The sequence below is a fragment of the Pseudomonas sp. G3-39 genome, assembly GCF_054790485.1.
On sequence record NZ_CP186497.1, the window covers coordinates 2,266,447 to 2,282,773 of the forward strand.

General features: G+C 59.2%; 13 protein-coding genes. 4 read left to right on the forward strand and 9 right to left on the reverse strand.

The features are described from left to right. Window positions 1–79: 79 nt before the first annotated feature. The 4 genes from hflD to ACOYXG_RS10070 all read right to left on the reverse strand — a co-directional run bounded on the left by hflD (window position 80) and on the right by ACOYXG_RS10070 (window position 4,747). Window positions 80–703, reverse strand: coding sequence for a high frequency lysogenization protein HflD (gene hflD / locus ACOYXG_RS10055; protein WP_003223824.1), 624 nt, complete (start codon window positions 701–703; stop codon window positions 80–82). After that, complete coding sequence (mnmA, locus tag ACOYXG_RS10060) at window positions 700–1,824, reverse strand: tRNA 2-thiouridine(34) synthase MnmA (RefSeq protein ID WP_460357414.1); 1,125 nt, start codon at window positions 1,822–1,824, stop codon at window positions 700–702. The genes hflD and mnmA overlap by 4 nt, the downstream gene beginning before the upstream one ends. Before the next feature lie 59 nt (window positions 1,825–1,883). Next, window positions 1,884–2,330: an NUDIX hydrolase gene (locus ACOYXG_RS10065; protein ID WP_007964846.1), complete on the reverse strand. Its 447-nt coding sequence runs from the start codon at window positions 2,328–2,330 to the stop codon at window positions 1,884–1,886. A 191-nt stretch (window positions 2,331–2,521) separates the two neighbouring features. Continuing rightward, entirely contained in the window at window positions 2,522–4,747 is a 2,226-nt protein-coding gene (locus ACOYXG_RS10070) for an NADP-dependent isocitrate dehydrogenase (RefSeq protein ID WP_460357417.1), read from the reverse strand. Between the two features lie 481 nt (window positions 4,748–5,228). On the opposite strand from ACOYXG_RS10070, the gene icd reads away from it, so the two are divergent. Further along, window positions 5,229–6,485 (forward strand): NADP-dependent isocitrate dehydrogenase, encoded by a 1,257-nt coding sequence (icd, locus tag ACOYXG_RS10075; RefSeq protein WP_003223831.1) that lies wholly within the window; start codon window positions 5,229–5,231, stop codon window positions 6,483–6,485. 61 nt (window positions 6,486–6,546) lie between these two features. Here icd and ACOYXG_RS10080 read toward each other — a convergent pair whose 3' ends face one another. Next, entirely contained in the window at window positions 6,547–6,828 is a 282-nt protein-coding gene (locus tag ACOYXG_RS10080; RefSeq protein WP_097088214.1) for a cold shock domain-containing protein, read from the reverse strand. A 224-nt stretch (window positions 6,829–7,052) separates the two neighbouring features. Between ACOYXG_RS10080 and clpS the strand changes: the two genes are divergently transcribed. Together clpS and clpA are read left to right on the forward strand one after the other, a co-directional pair. Continuing rightward, window positions 7,053–7,436, forward strand: a complete 384-nt coding sequence (clpS, locus tag ACOYXG_RS10085) for an ATP-dependent Clp protease adapter ClpS (RefSeq protein ID WP_027614670.1) — start codon at window positions 7,053–7,055, stop codon at window positions 7,434–7,436. 30 nt (window positions 7,437–7,466) lie between these two features. After that, window positions 7,467–9,737: an ATP-dependent Clp protease ATP-binding subunit ClpA gene (gene clpA, locus ACOYXG_RS10090; protein ID WP_007964841.1), complete on the forward strand. Its 2,271-nt coding sequence runs from the start codon at window positions 7,467–7,469 to the stop codon at window positions 9,735–9,737. Window positions 9,738–10,804: 1,067 nt separating this feature from the next. Here the strand turns inward: clpA and infA are convergent. The 4 genes from infA to trxB all read right to left on the reverse strand — a co-directional run bounded on the left by infA (window position 10,805) and on the right by trxB (window position 13,603). Continuing rightward, entirely contained in the window at window positions 10,805–11,023 is a 219-nt protein-coding gene (infA, locus tag ACOYXG_RS10095) for a translation initiation factor IF-1 (protein WP_002553999.1), read from the reverse strand. 112 nt (window positions 11,024–11,135) lie between these two features. Then, window positions 11,136–11,843 carry an arginyltransferase gene (locus tag ACOYXG_RS10100; protein ID WP_027614671.1) on the reverse strand — a complete coding sequence of 236 codons (708 nt, stop codon included), beginning with the start codon at window positions 11,841–11,843 and terminating at the stop codon, window positions 11,136–11,138. A 57-nt stretch (window positions 11,844–11,900) separates the two neighbouring features. After that, window positions 11,901–12,581, reverse strand: a complete 681-nt coding sequence (gene aat, locus ACOYXG_RS10105; protein ID WP_460357422.1) for a leucyl/phenylalanyl-tRNA--protein transferase — start codon at window positions 12,579–12,581, stop codon at window positions 11,901–11,903. A gap of 62 nt (window positions 12,582–12,643) precedes the next feature. After that, the gene (trxB, locus tag ACOYXG_RS10110; RefSeq protein WP_027614673.1) at window positions 12,644–13,603 is read right to left on the reverse strand and encodes a thioredoxin-disulfide reductase; all 960 of its coding nucleotides are present in this window, start codon (window positions 13,601–13,603) and stop codon (window positions 12,644–12,646) included. Between the two features lie 309 nt (window positions 13,604–13,912). Between trxB and ACOYXG_RS10115 the strand changes: the two genes are divergently transcribed. After that, entirely contained in the window at window positions 13,913–16,321 is a 2,409-nt protein-coding gene (locus ACOYXG_RS10115) for a DNA translocase FtsK (RefSeq protein ID WP_027614674.1), read from the forward strand. Window positions 16,322–16,327: the final 6 nt, after the last annotated feature.

Consider the following 16,327-nt stretch of genomic DNA (forward strand, 5'->3'; position numbering starts at 1 on the left):
TGAAAAAATCCGCCGGTCCGTTGCCAACTGACCGGCGTATTACGCGCTACAGACTACAAAACTTTTATTGCGCGACGATTTACTCGCTGCGCATCAACGGATACAGCTCTTTGAGCAGCTTGCGCCGGCTGATCACCAACTGCCAGCGGTGGCCGCCGAGCTGTCGCCACAGGCGTGCCGAACGGATGCCGGCCAGCAGCAGGGCGCGGATCTTCGAGGCGTTGCTCGGTTGCTGCAGGTTGCGCATGTCGCCATGCACCTGAATCCGCTGGCGCAGGGTGCTCAGGGTGTCCTGATACAGCGCACCGCAGGCGGCGATCACGTTTTCGTGGGCCGGGCCGAAGTGTTCGACCTGCGACTGGATCTGCGGCAGGCGTTTGCCAATGGTGTCGAGCATGTCGTCACGTTTGGCCAGTTGGCGTTCCAGGCCGAGCATCGACAGGGCATAGCGCAGCGGTTCGCGTTGCAGGGTGCTCGGGTCGCGCTCGAGGGCGCCGATCAATGCCCGATAACCCTCGCGCAGATTGAGGTCGTCGCCGCCGTACACGTCCAGTGTGTCCTTCGGGTCGCGTACCAGCAGGCTGCCGAGCATGCAGCTCAGGCCGGCCTCGCTGGTCTGGCCGGTCTTGGCGATGCGGTCGACCAGCACGGCGGCGAGAAACACGCCGCCCAGCGCCGTCAGTTGCTCCTGAGTCGGGCTCATGCCTGGCCGCTCCACGGCTCGGCCACTTCGATCACGCCGCCACCGAGGCAGATTTCACCGTCATAGAACACCACGGACTGACCCGGGGTTACCGCGCGTTGCGGTTCGTCGAACACGGCGCGGTAGCCGTTTGCGGTTTTTTCCAGGGTGCAAGCCTGATCGCTCTGGCGATAACGCACTTTGGCGGTCAGGCGCAGTGGCTGGCTCAGGTCGATCGGATTGACCCAGTAGATTTCCGAAGCGAGCAGGGCGCTGGAGAACAGCCACGGATGGTTGTTGCCCTGGCCGACGATCAGCTCGTTAGTGTCCAGATCCTTGCGCAGCACGTACCACGGCTCGTCGCCCGCATCTTTCAGGCCGCCGATGCCCAGGCCCTGACGCTGACCGATGGTGTGGTACATCAAGCCGTGGTGACGGCCGATGACTTCGCCTTCGGTGGTTTTGATTTCGCCCGGTTGCGCCGGCAGGTATTGCTTGAGGAAATCGCTGAAACGTCGCTCACCGATGAAGCAGATCCCGGTGGAATCCTTCTTCTTGGCGGTCGCCAGCTCGTATTTCTCGGCAATGGCGCGCACTTCGGGCTTTTCCAGTTCACCGACCGGGAACAGGGTCTTGGCGATCTGTTCGCCGCCGACGGCGTGCAGGAAGTAGCTCTGGTCCTTGTTCGGATCGAGGCCCTTGAGCAGTTCGGTACGACCATCGATGTCGTGACGGCGCACGTAGTGGCCGGTGGCGATCAGGTCGGCGCCAAGCATCATGGCGTAGTCGAGGAACGCCTTGAACTTGATCTCGCGGTTGCACAGGATGTCCGGGTTCGGCGTGCGACCGGCCTTGTATTCGGCCAGGAAGTGCTCGAACACGTTGTCCCAGTACTCGGCGGCGAAGTTGGCGGTGTGCAGCTTGATGCCGATCTTGTCGCACACGGCCTGGGCATCCGCCAGGTCGTCCATGGCGGTGCAGTATTCCGTTCCGTCGTCTTCTTCCCAGTTCTTCATGAACAGGCCTTCCACCTCGTAACCCTGCTCGATCAGCAGGAGAGCGGAAACGGAAGAGTCCACGCCGCCGGACATGCCGACAATGACGCGCTTCTTGGATGTGTCAGAAGGGGCTGGATCACGCATAGGGATTCAATGAGTGTCTTGAAAAAGGACGCGATTCTAGCAGGCTCACGGCCTCAAGGCTAAAGAGAAGGGCGGATCAGTTCGAGACTGAAGTGATGGCCGGCCAGATAGTCGTCGATGCAACGGATGATCAGCTCGCTGCGCCAGTTGTCGCGCTGAGCGATTAATTCGCTACGGGTCAACCACTTGGCGCCGACGATGCCGTCGTCCAGTTGATAGTCGGGGTGGTGTTTCACCGCTTTGGCGCTGAAGCACACGCGTTGATACGTCACGCCGTTGCTCGGCGCGGTATACAGATAAATGCCGATTACGCCGGTGGGTTCGACGTCCCAGCCGGTTTCCTCAAGGGTTTCGCGGATGGCGGCGTCGATCAGGGTCTCGTTCGGGTCGAGATGGCCGGCGGGCTGGTTGAGCACATTACGCCCAGCTTTGTGCTCTTCGACCATCAGGAAGCGGCCGTTGTCTTCGACGATGGTGGCAACGGTGATGTGGGGGAGCCATTCCATAGGGTTTCCTCGATGGTAGCGCGGTCAACTGTGGGAGCGAGCCTGCTCGCGAAAGCGGTGGGTCAGTCAACGAAGGTGGTGAATGATAAACCGCATTCGCGAGCAGGCTCGCTCCCACATGGGATTTTTGTGAATTCTGAAAACACAAACCCCGGCACACGGCCGGGGTTTGTGATGTTCCCTCTACAACCTTAAACCAGCGCAGCAATCGCCGCGTTGAAGGTTGCGCTTGGGCGCATGGCCTTGCTGATCAGCTCGGCGTCGGCGTGGTAGTAACCGCCGATGTCCACTGGCTTGCCCTGCACGGCGTTGAGCTCGGCAACGATGGTCGCCTCGTTCTCGGTCAGGGTTTTGGCCAGGGTCGCGAACTGCGCTTGCAGTGCAGCGTCTTCGGTCTGGGCGGCCAGGGCCTGAGCCCAGTACAGCGCCAGGTAGAAGTGGCTGCCGCGGTTGTCGATGTTGCCGACCTTGCGCGATGGCGACTTGTTGGTGTCGAGGAACTGGCCGGTGGCCTGATCCAGGGTTTTCGACAGAACCAGCGCTTTCGGGTTGTTGTAGTTCACACCCAAATGCTCGAGGGAGGCTGCCAGAGCCAGGAATTCGCCCAGCGAATCCCAGCGCAGGAAGTTCTCTTCAACCAATTGCTGCACGTGCTTCGGAGCCGAACCACCGGCGCCGGTTTCGAACAGACCACCGCCGTTCATCAGCGGCACGATCGACAGCATCTTGGCGCTAGTGCCCAGTTCCATGATCGGGAACAGGTCGGTCAGGTAGTCGCGCAGTACGTTGCCGGTCACCGAGATGGTGTCCTTGCCTTCGCGGGTGCGCTGCAGGGTGTACTTCATGGCATCGACCGGCGCCATGATCTGGATGTCCAGGCCGCTGGTGTCGTGATCCTTCAGGTAAGCCTGAACCTTCTCGATCACTACGCCGTCGTGGGCGCGCATCGGGTCCAGCCAGAAGATCGCCGGGGTGCTGCTGGCGCGAGCACGGTTGACGGCCAGTTTGACCCAGTCCTGGATCGGCGCATCTTTGGTCTGGCACATGCGGAAGATGTCGCCGGCTTCAACAGCCTGCTCCATCAGCAGCTTGCCCTTGCTGTCGGTAACGCGAACCACGCCGTCAGCCTTGATCTGGAAGGTCTTGTCGTGCGAGCCGTACTCTTCGGCTTTCTTCGCCATCAGGCCAACGTTTGGCACGCTGCCCATGGTGGTCGGATCGAACGCGCCATTGGCTTTGCAATCTTCGATCACAGCCTGGTAGATGGTTGCGTAGCAACGATCCGGGATCACAGCCTTGGTGTCGTGCAGCTGACCATCGGTGCCCCACATCTTGCCGGAGTCACGGATCATCGCTGGCATCGAGGCGTCGACGATGACGTCGCTCGGCACGTGCAGGTTGGTGATGCCCTTGTCGGAGTTGACCATCGCCAGCGATGGGCGAGCAGCGTAGACCGCTGCGATGTCAGCTTCGATCTGTGCTTGCTGCTCGGCCGGCAGGGCCTTGATGCGCGCGTACAGATCGCCAATGCCGTTGTTCAGGTTGAAGCCGATCTGGGCCAGCACGTCAGCGTGCTTGGTCAGGGCGTCTTTATAGAACTCGGCAACGATCTGGCCGAACATGATCGGGTCGGAGACCTTCATCATGGTCGCTTTCAGGTGAACCGAGAGCAGCACGCCCTGGGCCTTGGCGCTTTCGATTTCAGCGGCGATGAACGCGCGCAGGGCGTTTTTGCTCATCACGGCGCAGTCGAGGATCTCGCCAGCCTGAACGCTGGTTTTTTCTTTCAGGACGGTCGCGGTGCCGTCTTTGGCGATCAGCTCGATTTTCACAGCGTCAGCGGCGTCGATCAGGGCAGCTTTTTCGCTGCCGTAGAAATCGCCGGTGCTCATGTGAGCGACGTGGGATTTGGAGTCTTTGGCCCAGGCGCCCATTTTGTGCGGGTGCTTGCGAGCGTAGTTTTTTACCGACAGCGGAGCGCGGCGGTCGGAGTTGCCTTCACGCAGAACCGGGTTCACGGCGCTGCCCTTGACCTTGTCGTAACGCGCCTTGGCTTCTTTTTCGGCGTCGTTGGTCACGGTTTCCGGGTAGTCCGGCAGGTTGTAACCCTGGGCTTGCAGTTCTTTGATCGCCGCTTGCAGCTGAGGCACCGAAGCACTGATGTTCGGCAGCTTGATGATGTTGGCTTCAGGCGTAACGGCCAGGTCGCCCAGTTCGGCGAGGTGGTCGGCTACGGCTTTGTCGCCCAGTTGCTCGGGGAAGCTGGCCAGGATGCGTGCTGCAAGAGAGATATCGCGGGTTTCCACGGCGATATCGGCCGAGGCGGTGTAAGCCTCGATGATCGGCAGCAGGGAATAGGTGGCGAGGGCTGGAGCTTCGTCGGTGAAGGTATAGATGATCTTCGAGCGGGTGGGCATATTCGGATTAACTCTCTCTTCTTTGCTAAAGCGTGCGCAGAAACTCGAGGGGCGCCGGGTAAGCGCGTTCGTTCAAAGTCATCCATGAACCGAATGTCGAGATTCTTCGCGGTGATGTTGGGTGCATCAGTAGAGCGTCAAGCAGTCGGACTGCGGTAACAACCCGACCAATCAGGCGGAAAGTCTCGTGCTAGAGAGGCCAGCCGTCGTGACCCTTTGGTCAGCGGGCGGCATTATACATAGGTAGCTGGCAATCTGCCGATGGTTCATATGCAACGATTCTCGTCCATTGGTCTAAAGGTCGCAGGGGCGGGTGGGGCGTAGAGTCGCTGCGAATGCTTGAGTTTGGCGCTTTTCCCTTTGCTTTCAGGCTTGTACGAGACCAGATGTGCCCGCGCCGTGAACAGAGGGTTTGCGTGTTGATTTAACTGGGTTACGCTCGAACCAAGCCAGATGTTCAATCCAAACAATGGAGTTCAGCATGGGTTACAAGAAGATTCAGGTTCCAGCCGTCGGCGACAAAATCACCGTCAATGCAGACCATTCTCTCAATGTTCCTGATAACCCGATCATCCCCTTCATTGAAGGTGACGGCATTGGCGTCGACGTCAGCCCGGTGATGATCAAAGTGGTTGATGCTGCCGTGGCCAAGGCCTATGGGGGCAAGCGCAAGATTTCCTGGATGGAGGTTTATGCTGGCGAAAAAGCGACCCAGGTCTACGACCAGGATACTTGGCTGCCCCAGGAAACCCTGGACGCCGTCAAGGATTACGTGGTCTCCATCAAGGGCCCGCTGACCACCCCGGTCGGTGGTGGCATCCGCTCCCTCAACGTAGCCCTGCGCCAGCAACTCGATCTGTATGTGTGCCTGCGTCCCGTGGTGTGGTTCGAAGGTGTGCCAAGCCCGGTGAAAAAGCCTGGCGACGTCGACATGGTGATTTTTCGCGAGAACTCCGAAGACATTTATGCCGGTATCGAATGGAAGGCCGGCTCCCCTGAGGCCACCAAGGTCATCAAGTTTCTGAAAGAAGAAATGGGCGTCACCAAGATCCGTTTCGACCAGGATTGCGGTATCGGCATCAAGCCTGTTTCCAAGGAAGGCACCAAACGTCTGGTGCGCAAGGCCCTGCAATACGTGGTGGACAACGACCGCAAGTCGCTGACCATCGTGCACAAGGGCAACATCATGAAATTCACCGAAGGTGCCTTCAAGGACTGGGGCTACGAGGTGGCGAAGGAAGAATTCGGCGCCGAGCTGCTCGATGGCGGCCCATGGATGAAATTCAAGAACCCGAAAACCGGCCGTGAAGTCATCGTCAAGGATGCCATCGCCGACGCCATGCTCCAGCAGATCCTGCTGCGTCCGGCCGAGTACGACGTGATCGCCACGCTGAACCTCAATGGTGACTACCTCTCCGACGCCCTGGCGGCGGAAGTGGGCGGTATCGGTATCGCGCCGGGCGCCAACCTGTCCGACACCGTGGCCATGTTCGAGGCGACCCACGGTACCGCGCCGAAGTACGCCGGCAAAGACCAGGTCAACCCGGGTTCGGTAATTCTGTCGGCCGAGATGATGTTGCGTCACCTGGGCTGGACCGAAGCGGCTGACCTGATCATCAAGGGCACCAACGGCGCCATCAAGGCCAAGACCGTGACCTATGACTTCGAGCGTCTGATGGAAGGTGCCACACTGGTGTCTTCTTCGGGCTTCGGTGAGGCGATCATCAAGCACATGTAAGCCATGCAGGTACAAAAAAACCGCCTTCGGGCGGTTTTTTCATGTCCGGGTGACGGTTATGTCAGCCCGACACCTTTTCTTTATGAGGGGCAGGCGTAGCCGATTCGCTTGCCACGGGCGCCGCTGTGATCTTTACCGCGTGCAGGCCTTTGGGGCCCTGAACGATGTCGAAACTGACGACCTGCCCGGCCTTGAGGGTTTTATACCCGACCATCTCAATAGCCGAGTAGTGCGCAAAGAAATCTATGTCCTTGCCATCCTCGTCTCGTCCTTCGCGGGCATCGGTGTTGATGAAGCCGAATCCCTTGGCATTGTTGAACCACTTGACCTTGCCGACAGCCATGCTCAAATCCCTCTGCAACAGACTCCATCGCTGGAGTATCATCCAGGACATCCGCAATCTAATCCGTTAAAAGGATTGACTCCGCGGATCTTTTTTACCCACTGTGGGCTCTATTGGTTGTAACACCGTTTTCCCGATAGTCAAGGTGACCGGGCAGTCGGAGTTGAAAAGGTGTACAGCCGCCCCCACCACTGTATTTGCACAACTGACGAACCTTTCTTTCCATGCATGCAATCAGCCAGATTCGACTAACATTCAATCAGGATCGCCCGCTTCTCCAAAAGGATCATCCAGAGGAGCACGACGACGATTCGGCAGGCGTTGCTGTTCAGGAAGCAAAGCCTGCGTTACAGGCGCCGCCGATGTACAAGGTGGTTTTGTTCAATGATGACTACACACCGATGGATTTCGTCGTCGAAGTGCTCGAGGTGTTTTTTAACCTGAATCGCGAGCTGGCGACCAAGGTCATGCTGGCCGTTCACACAGAAGGACGGGCAGTATGTGGAGTGTTTACCCGCGACATCGCCGAGACAAAGGCCATGCAGGTCAACCAGTACGCCAGGGAAAGCCAGCATCCGCTACTCTGTGAAATCGAGAAGGACGGTTAATCGCCGACCACTTGGGTATGAGGTGAAGCTATGTTAAACCGCGAGCTCGAAGTCACCCTCAATCTTGCCTTCAAGGAGGCTCGTTCGAAGCGTCATGAATTCATGACCGTCGAACACCTGCTGCTGGCCCTATTGGACAATGAGGCTGCCGCCACCGTATTGCGTGCCTGCGGCGCAAACCTCGACAAACTCAAGCACGACCTGCAGGAGTTCATCGACTCCACCACGCCATTGATCCCCGTCCACGACGAAGATCGCGAAACCCAGCCAACCCTGGGATTCCAGCGTGTATTGCAACGTGCTGTCTTCCATGTGCAGAGCTCGGGCAAACGCGAAGTAACCGGCGCCAACGTGCTGGTTGCAATCTTCAGTGAGCAAGAGAGTCAGGCCGTATTCCTGCTGAAACAGCAGAGCGTTGCGCGCATTGATGTCGTCAATTACATCGCCCACGGCATTTCCAAAGTGCCAGGGCACGGCGATCACTCTGAAGGTGAACAAGATATGCAGGACGACGAGGGCGGTGAGTCTTCTTCTTCAGGCAATCCGCTGGATGCTTATGCCAGCAATCTCAACGAACTCGCGCGCCAGGGTCGGATCGACCCGCTGGTCGGCCGCGAATCGGAAGTCGAGCGTGTCGCGCAGATTCTTGCGCGCCGGCGCAAGAACAATCCGTTGCTGGTCGGCGAGGCAGGCGTGGGTAAAACCGCGATTGCCGAAGGCCTGGCCAAGCGCATTGTCGACAACCAGGTGCCGGATCTGCTGGCCAACAGCGTCGTCTATTCGCTCGATCTCGGTGCTCTGCTCGCGGGCACCAAGTATCGCGGTGATTTCGAGAAGCGCTTCAAGGCGTTGCTCAATGAACTGAAAAAACGTCCGCAGGCGATCCTGTTCATCGACGAGATCCACACCATCATCGGTGCGGGCGCTGCGTCCGGTGGCGTAATGGATGCCTCGAACCTGCTCAAGCCGCTGCTGTCGTCTGGCGACATTCGCTGCATCGGCTCGACCACGTTCCAGGAATTTCGCGGCATCTTCGAGAAGGATCGTGCGCTGGCACGACGCTTCCAGAAGGTCGATGTTGTCGAGCCGTCGGTGGAAGACACCATCGGTATCCTGCGCGGCCTGAAAGGGCGCTTCGAACAGCACCACAACATCGAATACAGCGATGAGTCGTTGCGCGCCGCTGCCGAGCTGGCATCGCGCTACATCAATGACCGGCATATGCCGGACAAGGCCATCGACGTGATCGACGAGGCAGGTGCCTACCAGCGCCTGCAACCGGTCGAGATGCGCGTCAAACGTATCGAAGTGCCGCAGGTTGAAGACATTGTGGCGAAAATCGCGCGGATTCCGCCGAAACACGTCACCAGCTCCGACAAGGAACTGCTGCGTAACCTGGAGCGCGACCTGAAGCTGACGGTGTTTGGTCAGGATGCGGCGATCGATTCGCTGTCGACCGCGATCAAACTGTCCCGTGCCGGCCTCAAGTCGCCTGACAAGCCAGTCGGTTCGTTCCTGTTCGCAGGTCCTACCGGTGTCGGTAAAACCGAGGCCGCGCGGCAACTGGCCAAGGCGTTGGGTATCGAACTGGTGCGCTTCGACATGTCCGAGTACATGGAGCGCCACACCGTATCGCGTCTGATCGGTGCGCCTCCGGGCTATGTCGGCTTTGATCAGGGCGGTCTGTTGACCGAAGCGATCACCAAGCAGCCGCACTGTGTATTGCTGCTCGATGAAATCGAGAAGGCGCATCCGGAAGTCTTCAACCTGCTGCTGCAGGTGATGGACCACGGCACGCTCACCGACAACAACGGGCGCAAGGCGGATTTCCGCAACGTGATCGTGATCATGACCACCAACGCCGGCGCCGAAACCGCGGCGCGTGCTTCGATCGGTTTCACCCATCAGGACCACTCGTCTGATGCGATGGAAGTGATCAAGAAGAGCTTCACGCCGGAGTTCCGTAACCGTCTGGACACCATTATCCAGTTTGGTCGCCTCAGCCATGAGGTCATCAAAAGCGTGGTGGACAAGTTCCTTACCGAACTGCAGGCGCAGCTGGAAGACAAGCGTGTGTTGCTGGAGGTTACCGATGCGGCGCGCAGTTGGCTGGCGGCCGGTGGGTATGACTCGGCGATGGGCGCACGTCCGATGGCGCGTCTGATCCAGGACAAGATCAAGCGTCCGCTGGCGGAGGAGATTCTGTTTGGCGAGCTGGCCGAGCATGGCGGTGTAGTGCACATCGACATCAAGGATGGTGAGTTGACGTTTGACTTTGAGACTACGGCGGAGATGGCCTGACTGCTTGGTTGTTGGTTTAGAGGGCGCCTTCGGGCGCCTTTTTGTTGGCTGATGTTTTTGGGTGTATATCCGTTGCTGCGGTAACGGCCACTTAGGGTTCCGCCCTTACGGCGGGTCACTTTTTCCAGACGCCGAAAAAGTAACCAAAAAGGCTTTACCCTGACGTTCGGCCCTCGCCTAGGCTCGGGTTCCTTCGCTCCGGTATTCATCCGGGGGCAGCGCCTACGGTTTGCTTCGCTGCACCTCCTCTCGCTGTGTTTGGCTGCGCCAAACGGTCGCTGCGCTCCCACCCCCGGATAAATCCCTCCACTCAGCCTGCCGACGGGCCCTGAGATCAAAAGCTTTACTCGAGCTAACGCTCATTGTGTTGAGTGGGGCGGCTTCGCCGCATGGGTGCACGCTCTCTAAATTGTAGGAGCCAGCCTGCTGGCGATGGCGGCCTGACAGCCGACCAATCTCTTGCTGATGCACCCGGCCCAATTGTGGGAGCTGGCTTGCCAGCGATGGCGGCCGACCAGCCTACCAATCTCCAACTGCCTAACCCAATCCACTGTGGGAGCGGGCTTGCTCGCGAAGGCGGCCTGTCAGCCGACCAAACTCCAAATGAAAACACCCAATCCCATGTAGCTGCCGAAGGCTGCGATCTTTTGATCTGGCTCTGGCTCTGGCTCTGGCTCTGGCTCTGGCTCTGGCTTTGGCTCTTGATGTGGCTTTTGATCTTCAGCCCCTTCGGCAGGCCGAGCGAAGGTGTCCATCAGGGGGTAGGCGCGCAGCGCCATGCGGCGAAGCCGCATACATCGAGAGGAGGTGCAGCGAAGCAAACCGGAGGCGATGCGCCCTGATGGGCACCGTAGCGAGGGAACACTGAGCCTCAGCGAAGTGCCGTACGCCGGGGCAAAGCCTTTTGGGTTACCTTTTCGGCGTTTGGAAAAGGTGACTCGCTGTAAGAGCGAAACCATAGGAGGCCGTTACCGCAGCAACGGATATACACCCAAAACCCAAACCCAAACCCAAATCGCAGACAAACAAAAACGCCCGGCAAAGCCGGGCGTCTTGTATTGACTTGATTAACGAGCGCGGTAAGTAATGCGCCCTTTGCTCAAGTCATAGGGCGTCAGCTCGACGCGCACTTTGTCACCGGTAAGAATACGAATGTAGTTCTTGCGCATCTTGCCGGAAATATGCGCGGTTACGACGTGCCCATTTTCCAACTCCACACGAAACATGGTGTTGGGCAGGGTGTCGACGACAGTGCCTTCCATTTCGAAGCTGTCTTCTTTCGACATGCAGTAAAGCCCTCGGTATCCAATGAATGGCCCGGTGCAACTGCGCCAGGCAAAAGCGGCGTGCATTGTGCCCGAAAAAGGGGGTTCAAGCCAAGGGGTTTACGGCTTGCGATTAGTTCAGGATCACCCAGCGCTGATTAATCAGCAATTCGATGGGGCGATACTGGGTCTTGTAGTTCATCTTTTTGCAGTTCTTGATCCAGTAACCGAGATACACCGCCTCTAGCCCCAGGCGCTGGCTTTCGGTGATTTGCCACAGGATTGCGAAACGCCCCAGGCTGCGGCGTTCCTCGTCAGGTTCGTAGAAGGTATAGACCGCCGACAGGCCGTTGGGCAGCAGATCGGTCACCGCGACGGCGAGTAACCGTCCGTCGAGACGAAATTCATAAAAGCGCGAGAAGGGCAGATCGCGCACCAGAAAGGTCGAGAACTGGTCACGACTTGGCGGGTACATGTCGCCGTCGGCATGGCGCTGCTCGATGTAGCGCTGGTACAGATCGAAATATTCTTCGCTGAAGTGCGGTTTTACCGGGCGTACCTGCAGATCGGCATTGCGTTTGAAAATACGTTTCTGCTGGCGGTTGGGCAGGAACTGCGCCACCGGGATGCGTGCAGGCACGCACGCATTGCAATTCTGGCAATGGGGCCGATACAGATGATCGCCGCTGCGACGAAAACCCATTTCCGACAGGTCTGCGTAGACGTGCACATCCATGGGCTGACTCGGGTCGAGAAACAGCGTCGTCGCCTGCTCCTCGGGCAGATAACTGCAGGAATGAGGCTGAGTGGCATAGAACTTCAAGCGCGCCAACTCGGTCATGATCAACCCTCGGGATAAGCTGGTGAATTAAGTGTAAGCCACGCGCGCAAAAGTCGCTCAGCAAACCCAGGTGGCACGACTCGGTTGATCCAGGTGGCGAGCCAGATAGTCGGCGAATTCGTGGCGGGGGATCGCGCGGGCGCCGAGGCTGTGCAGATGATCGGTCGGCATCTGGCAGTCAATCAGAACGAATCCAGCGTCTTTCAAATGCTGCACCAGCGTGGCAAAGCCGAATTTGGAGGCGTTGTCGGCGCGGCTGAACATCGATTCGCCGAAAAACAGCTGACCCATCGCCAGGCCATACAGGCCGCCGACCAGTTGGCCATGATCCCAGACCTCTACCGAGTGGGCGAAGCCGCGGCGGTGCAGTTCGAGGTAGGCGTCCTGCATGGCTTCGGTGATCCAGGTGCCGTCGGCGTAATCCCTGGGGGCGGCGCAGGCACGGATCACGGCGTCGAAATCCTGATCGAAAGTCACCTGGTAGCGTTGCTTGCGCAGCAATTTGCCGAGGCTGCGCGAGACATGCAGTTCGTCGGGAAACAGCACGGTGCGTGGGTCCGGCGACCACCAGAGGATCGGCTGGCCTTCGGAGAACCACGGAAAACAGCCGTGCCGGTAAGCCTGCACCAGCCGATCGGCGGACAGATCGCCACCGGCAGCCAGCAATCCATTGGGATCGCGCATGGCCTTATCCAGGGGCGGGAAAGTCAGGGAATTGCGTTGTAACCAAGTCAGCATGGCGTCCAGGCTTGCAGAAGGGGAGGGCAGTGCGGGCATCAGGCCCGCGCTAAAGTGTGCCGTTAAATGACAGGAATGTCGTCTAGATACTTCTCCGCGTCCAGTGCCGCCATGCAGCCGGCGCCGGCCGAGGTCACGGCCTGGCGGTAGACGTGGTCGGCCACATCGCCGGCAGCGAAGACGCCGGGGATCTCCGTGGAGGTGGCGTCGCCGTCGCTGCCGCCCTTGACCAGCAGGTAGCCGTCGCGCATTGGTAATTGGCCCTGAAACAGGTCGGTGTTGGGTTTGTGGCCGATGGCGATGAACACGCCGGCCAGTGTCAGTTCGTGGGTCTGCCCGGTATGGCTGTCACGCAGGCGCGCGCCGGTCACACCGCTGGCATCGCCCAGCACTTCGTCCAGATTCTGGTTCCAGTGCAGGCGAACGTTGCCATTGGCGGCTTTTTCGAACAGTTTGTCCTGGAGGATTTTCTCCGAGCGCAATTTGTCGCGGCGGTGGATCAAGTGCACCTCTTTGGCGATGTTCGACAGATACAGCGCCTCCTCGACAGCGGTGTTGCCACCGCCCACCACGGCGACCACCTGATTGCGATAGAAGAAGCCGTCACAGGTCGCGCAAGCCGAAACCCCTTTGCCGGCGAAGGCTTCTTCCGAAGGCAGGCCCAGATACTGCGCCGAAGCGCCGGTGGCGATGATCAGGGCGTCGCAGGTGTAAGTGCCACTGTCGCCGATGAGCTCGAACGGGCGCTGCTGCAACTTGGCGGTGTGGATGTGGTCGTAAACGATCTCTGTGGCAAAGCGCTCGGCGTGTTTTTGCATGCGCTCCATCAGCGCCGGACCGGTCAGTCCTTCGACGTCGCCAGGCCAGTTGTCGACTTCGACGGTGGTGGTGAGCTGACCACCGGCCTGCAGCCCGGTAATTACCACCGGTTTGAGGTTGGCGCGGGCGGCGTACACGGCGGCGCTGTAACCGGCGGGGCCGGAACCGAGAATGATCAGGCGTGAATGCTTCGCTGCGTTCATCAAATACACCTCATAAGCCTTTGTCACAAAAGGCAATGCATGCTCAAATTGAACCGCAGGATTTGTGCGCTTGGCTATGCTCAGCTATGGGGTTTGAAGCATGGCATCAGCCGCACAAACCCGTACAATGCCGGGCTGTTACAGAATATTTGTAGAGCGCTGTGTTTATGGCTGTGTTTATAAAAGCTGCGGCACAGTGTTAAAAGTAGTCTCAGATGCGCCGGTTCACTTTTTTACCTGCCTGGATTGGGCAGTTTTTTATCGACATTCAATAGATGGACGCGCCCCAGGCGCAGGAAAAGAAGCGTTTTGAAGAAATCCACCGCAGCACCAAAAACAGTCGTTCCGCTCTGGCGCCAGCAATTGCACTACCGGCTCAAGGAAGGTGCATTGATCGCCATCGGTGCCTTGTGCCTGTTCCTGATGATGGCCTTGCTGACCTACGGCAAGGATGATCCGGGCTGGAGCCACAACAGCAAGATTGACGACGTGCAGAATTTCGGCGGCCCCGCCGGTTCTTACAGCGCCGACATCCTGTTCATGGTGCTGGGTTACTTCGCGTACATCTTCCCGCTGCTGCTGGCGGTCAAGGCGTATCAGATCTTCCGTCAACGTCACGAGCCGTGGCAGTGGAGCGGCTGGCTGTTCTCCTGGCGCCTGATCGGTCTGGTGTTTCTGGTGCTGTCCGGCGCCGCGCTGGCGCATATCCATTTTCATGCGGCCACCGGCCTGCCGGCGGGCGCGGGCGGGGCGCTGGGCGAAAGTCTCGGTGATCTGGCGCGCAATGCCCTGAATATTCAGGGCAGCACGCTGTTGTTCATTGCGCTGTTCCTGTTTGGCCTCACGGTGTTCACCGACCTGTCGTGGTTCAAGGTGATGGACGTCACCGGCAAGATCACTCTCGACCTGTTCGAACTGTTTCAGGGCGCGGTCAACCGCTGGTGGTCGGCCCGAACCGAGCGTAAGCAACTGGTTGCGCAACTGCGTGAAGTCGATGATCGCGTTCACGATGTGGTCGCCCCGACTGTCACCGACAAGCGTGAACAGGCCAAGGTCAAGGAACGTCTGATCGAGCGCGAGCAGGCCCTGAGCAAGCACATGTCTGATCGCGAGAAGCAGGTACCGCCGGTCATCGCCCCGGCCCCGGCCAAGGCGCCGGAGCCAAGCAAGCGTGTGCAGAAAGAGAAACAGGTGCCGTTGTTCGTCGACAGCGCCGTGGAAGGCACCTTGCCGCCGATCTCGATCCTCGATCCTGCGGAAAAGAAACAACTCAACTATTCGCCTGAGTCACTGGCAGCGGTCGGCCACTTGCTGGAGATCAAGCTCAAGGAGTTCGGCGTCGAAGTCACCGTGGACTCGATCCATCCGGGTCCGGTGATTACCCGTTACGAAATCCAGCCTGCAGCCGGCGTCAAAGTCAGCCGCATCGCCAACCTGGCGAAAGACCTTGCACGTTCGCTGGCCGTGACCAGTGTGCGGGTGGTCGAGGTGATTCCGGGCAAGACCACGGTCGGTATCGAGATCCCCAATGAAGACCGGCAGATCGTGCGTTTCTCCGAAGTGCTGTCGACTCCCGAGTACGACAACTTCAAATCGCCGGTCACCCTGGCCCTGGGTCACGACATCGGCGGCAAACCGGTCATCACCGACCTGGCGAAGATGCCGCACCTGCTGGTCGCCGGTACCACTGGTTCCGGTAAGTCGGTGGGCGTGAATGCGATGATCCTGTCGATCCTGTTCAAATCCGGCCCGGACGACGCCAAACTGATCATGATCGACCCGAAAATGCTCGAACTGTCGATCTACGAAGGCATTCCGCACCTGCTGTGTCCGGTCGTGACCGACATGAAGGACGCCGCCAACGCCCTGCGCTGGAGCGTTGCCGAGATGGAACGTCGCTACAAGCTGATGGCGAAGATGGGCGTGCGTAACCTGTCCGGCTTCAACGCCAAGGTCAAGGAAGCCCAGGACGCCGGCGAGCCGCTGAGCGATCCGCTGTACAAGCGCGAAAGCATTCACGACGAAGCGCCGCTGCTGCAGAAGCTGCCGACCATCGTCGTGGTGGTCGACGAATTCGCCGACATGATGATGATCGTCGGCAAGAAGGTTGAAGAACTGATTGCGCGTATCGCGCAGAAGGCGCGTGCCGCCGGTATTCACCTGATCCTCGCGACCCAGCGACCTTCGGTGGATGTGATCACCGGTCTGATCAAGGCCAACATTCCGACCCGTATGGCGTTCCAGGTGTCGAGCAAGATCGACTCGCGGACCATCATCGACCAGGGTGGCGCCGAACAACTGCTCGGTCACGGTGACATGCTCTACATGCCACCGGGCACCAGCCTGCCGATCCGGGTACACGGCGCGTTCGTTTCCGACGATGAAGTGCACCGCGTGGTCGAAGCCTGGAAACTGCGTGGCGCACCGGAATACAACGATGACATCCTCAACGGTGTTGAAGAGGCGGGCAGCGGTTTCGAAGGCAGCAGCGGTGGTGGTGACGGTGATGATCCGGAAGCCGACGCGCTGTATGACGAAGCCGTACAGTTCGTCCTGGAAAGCCGCCGGGCGTCGATTTCCGCGGTACAGCGCAAGCTGAAGATTGGTTACAACCGCGCTGCGCGCATGATCGAAGCCATGGAAATGGCCGGGGTCGTCACCTCAATGAACACCAACGGTTCGCGTGAAGTTCTGGCCCCGGGCCCGGTTCGCGACTGATTGCAA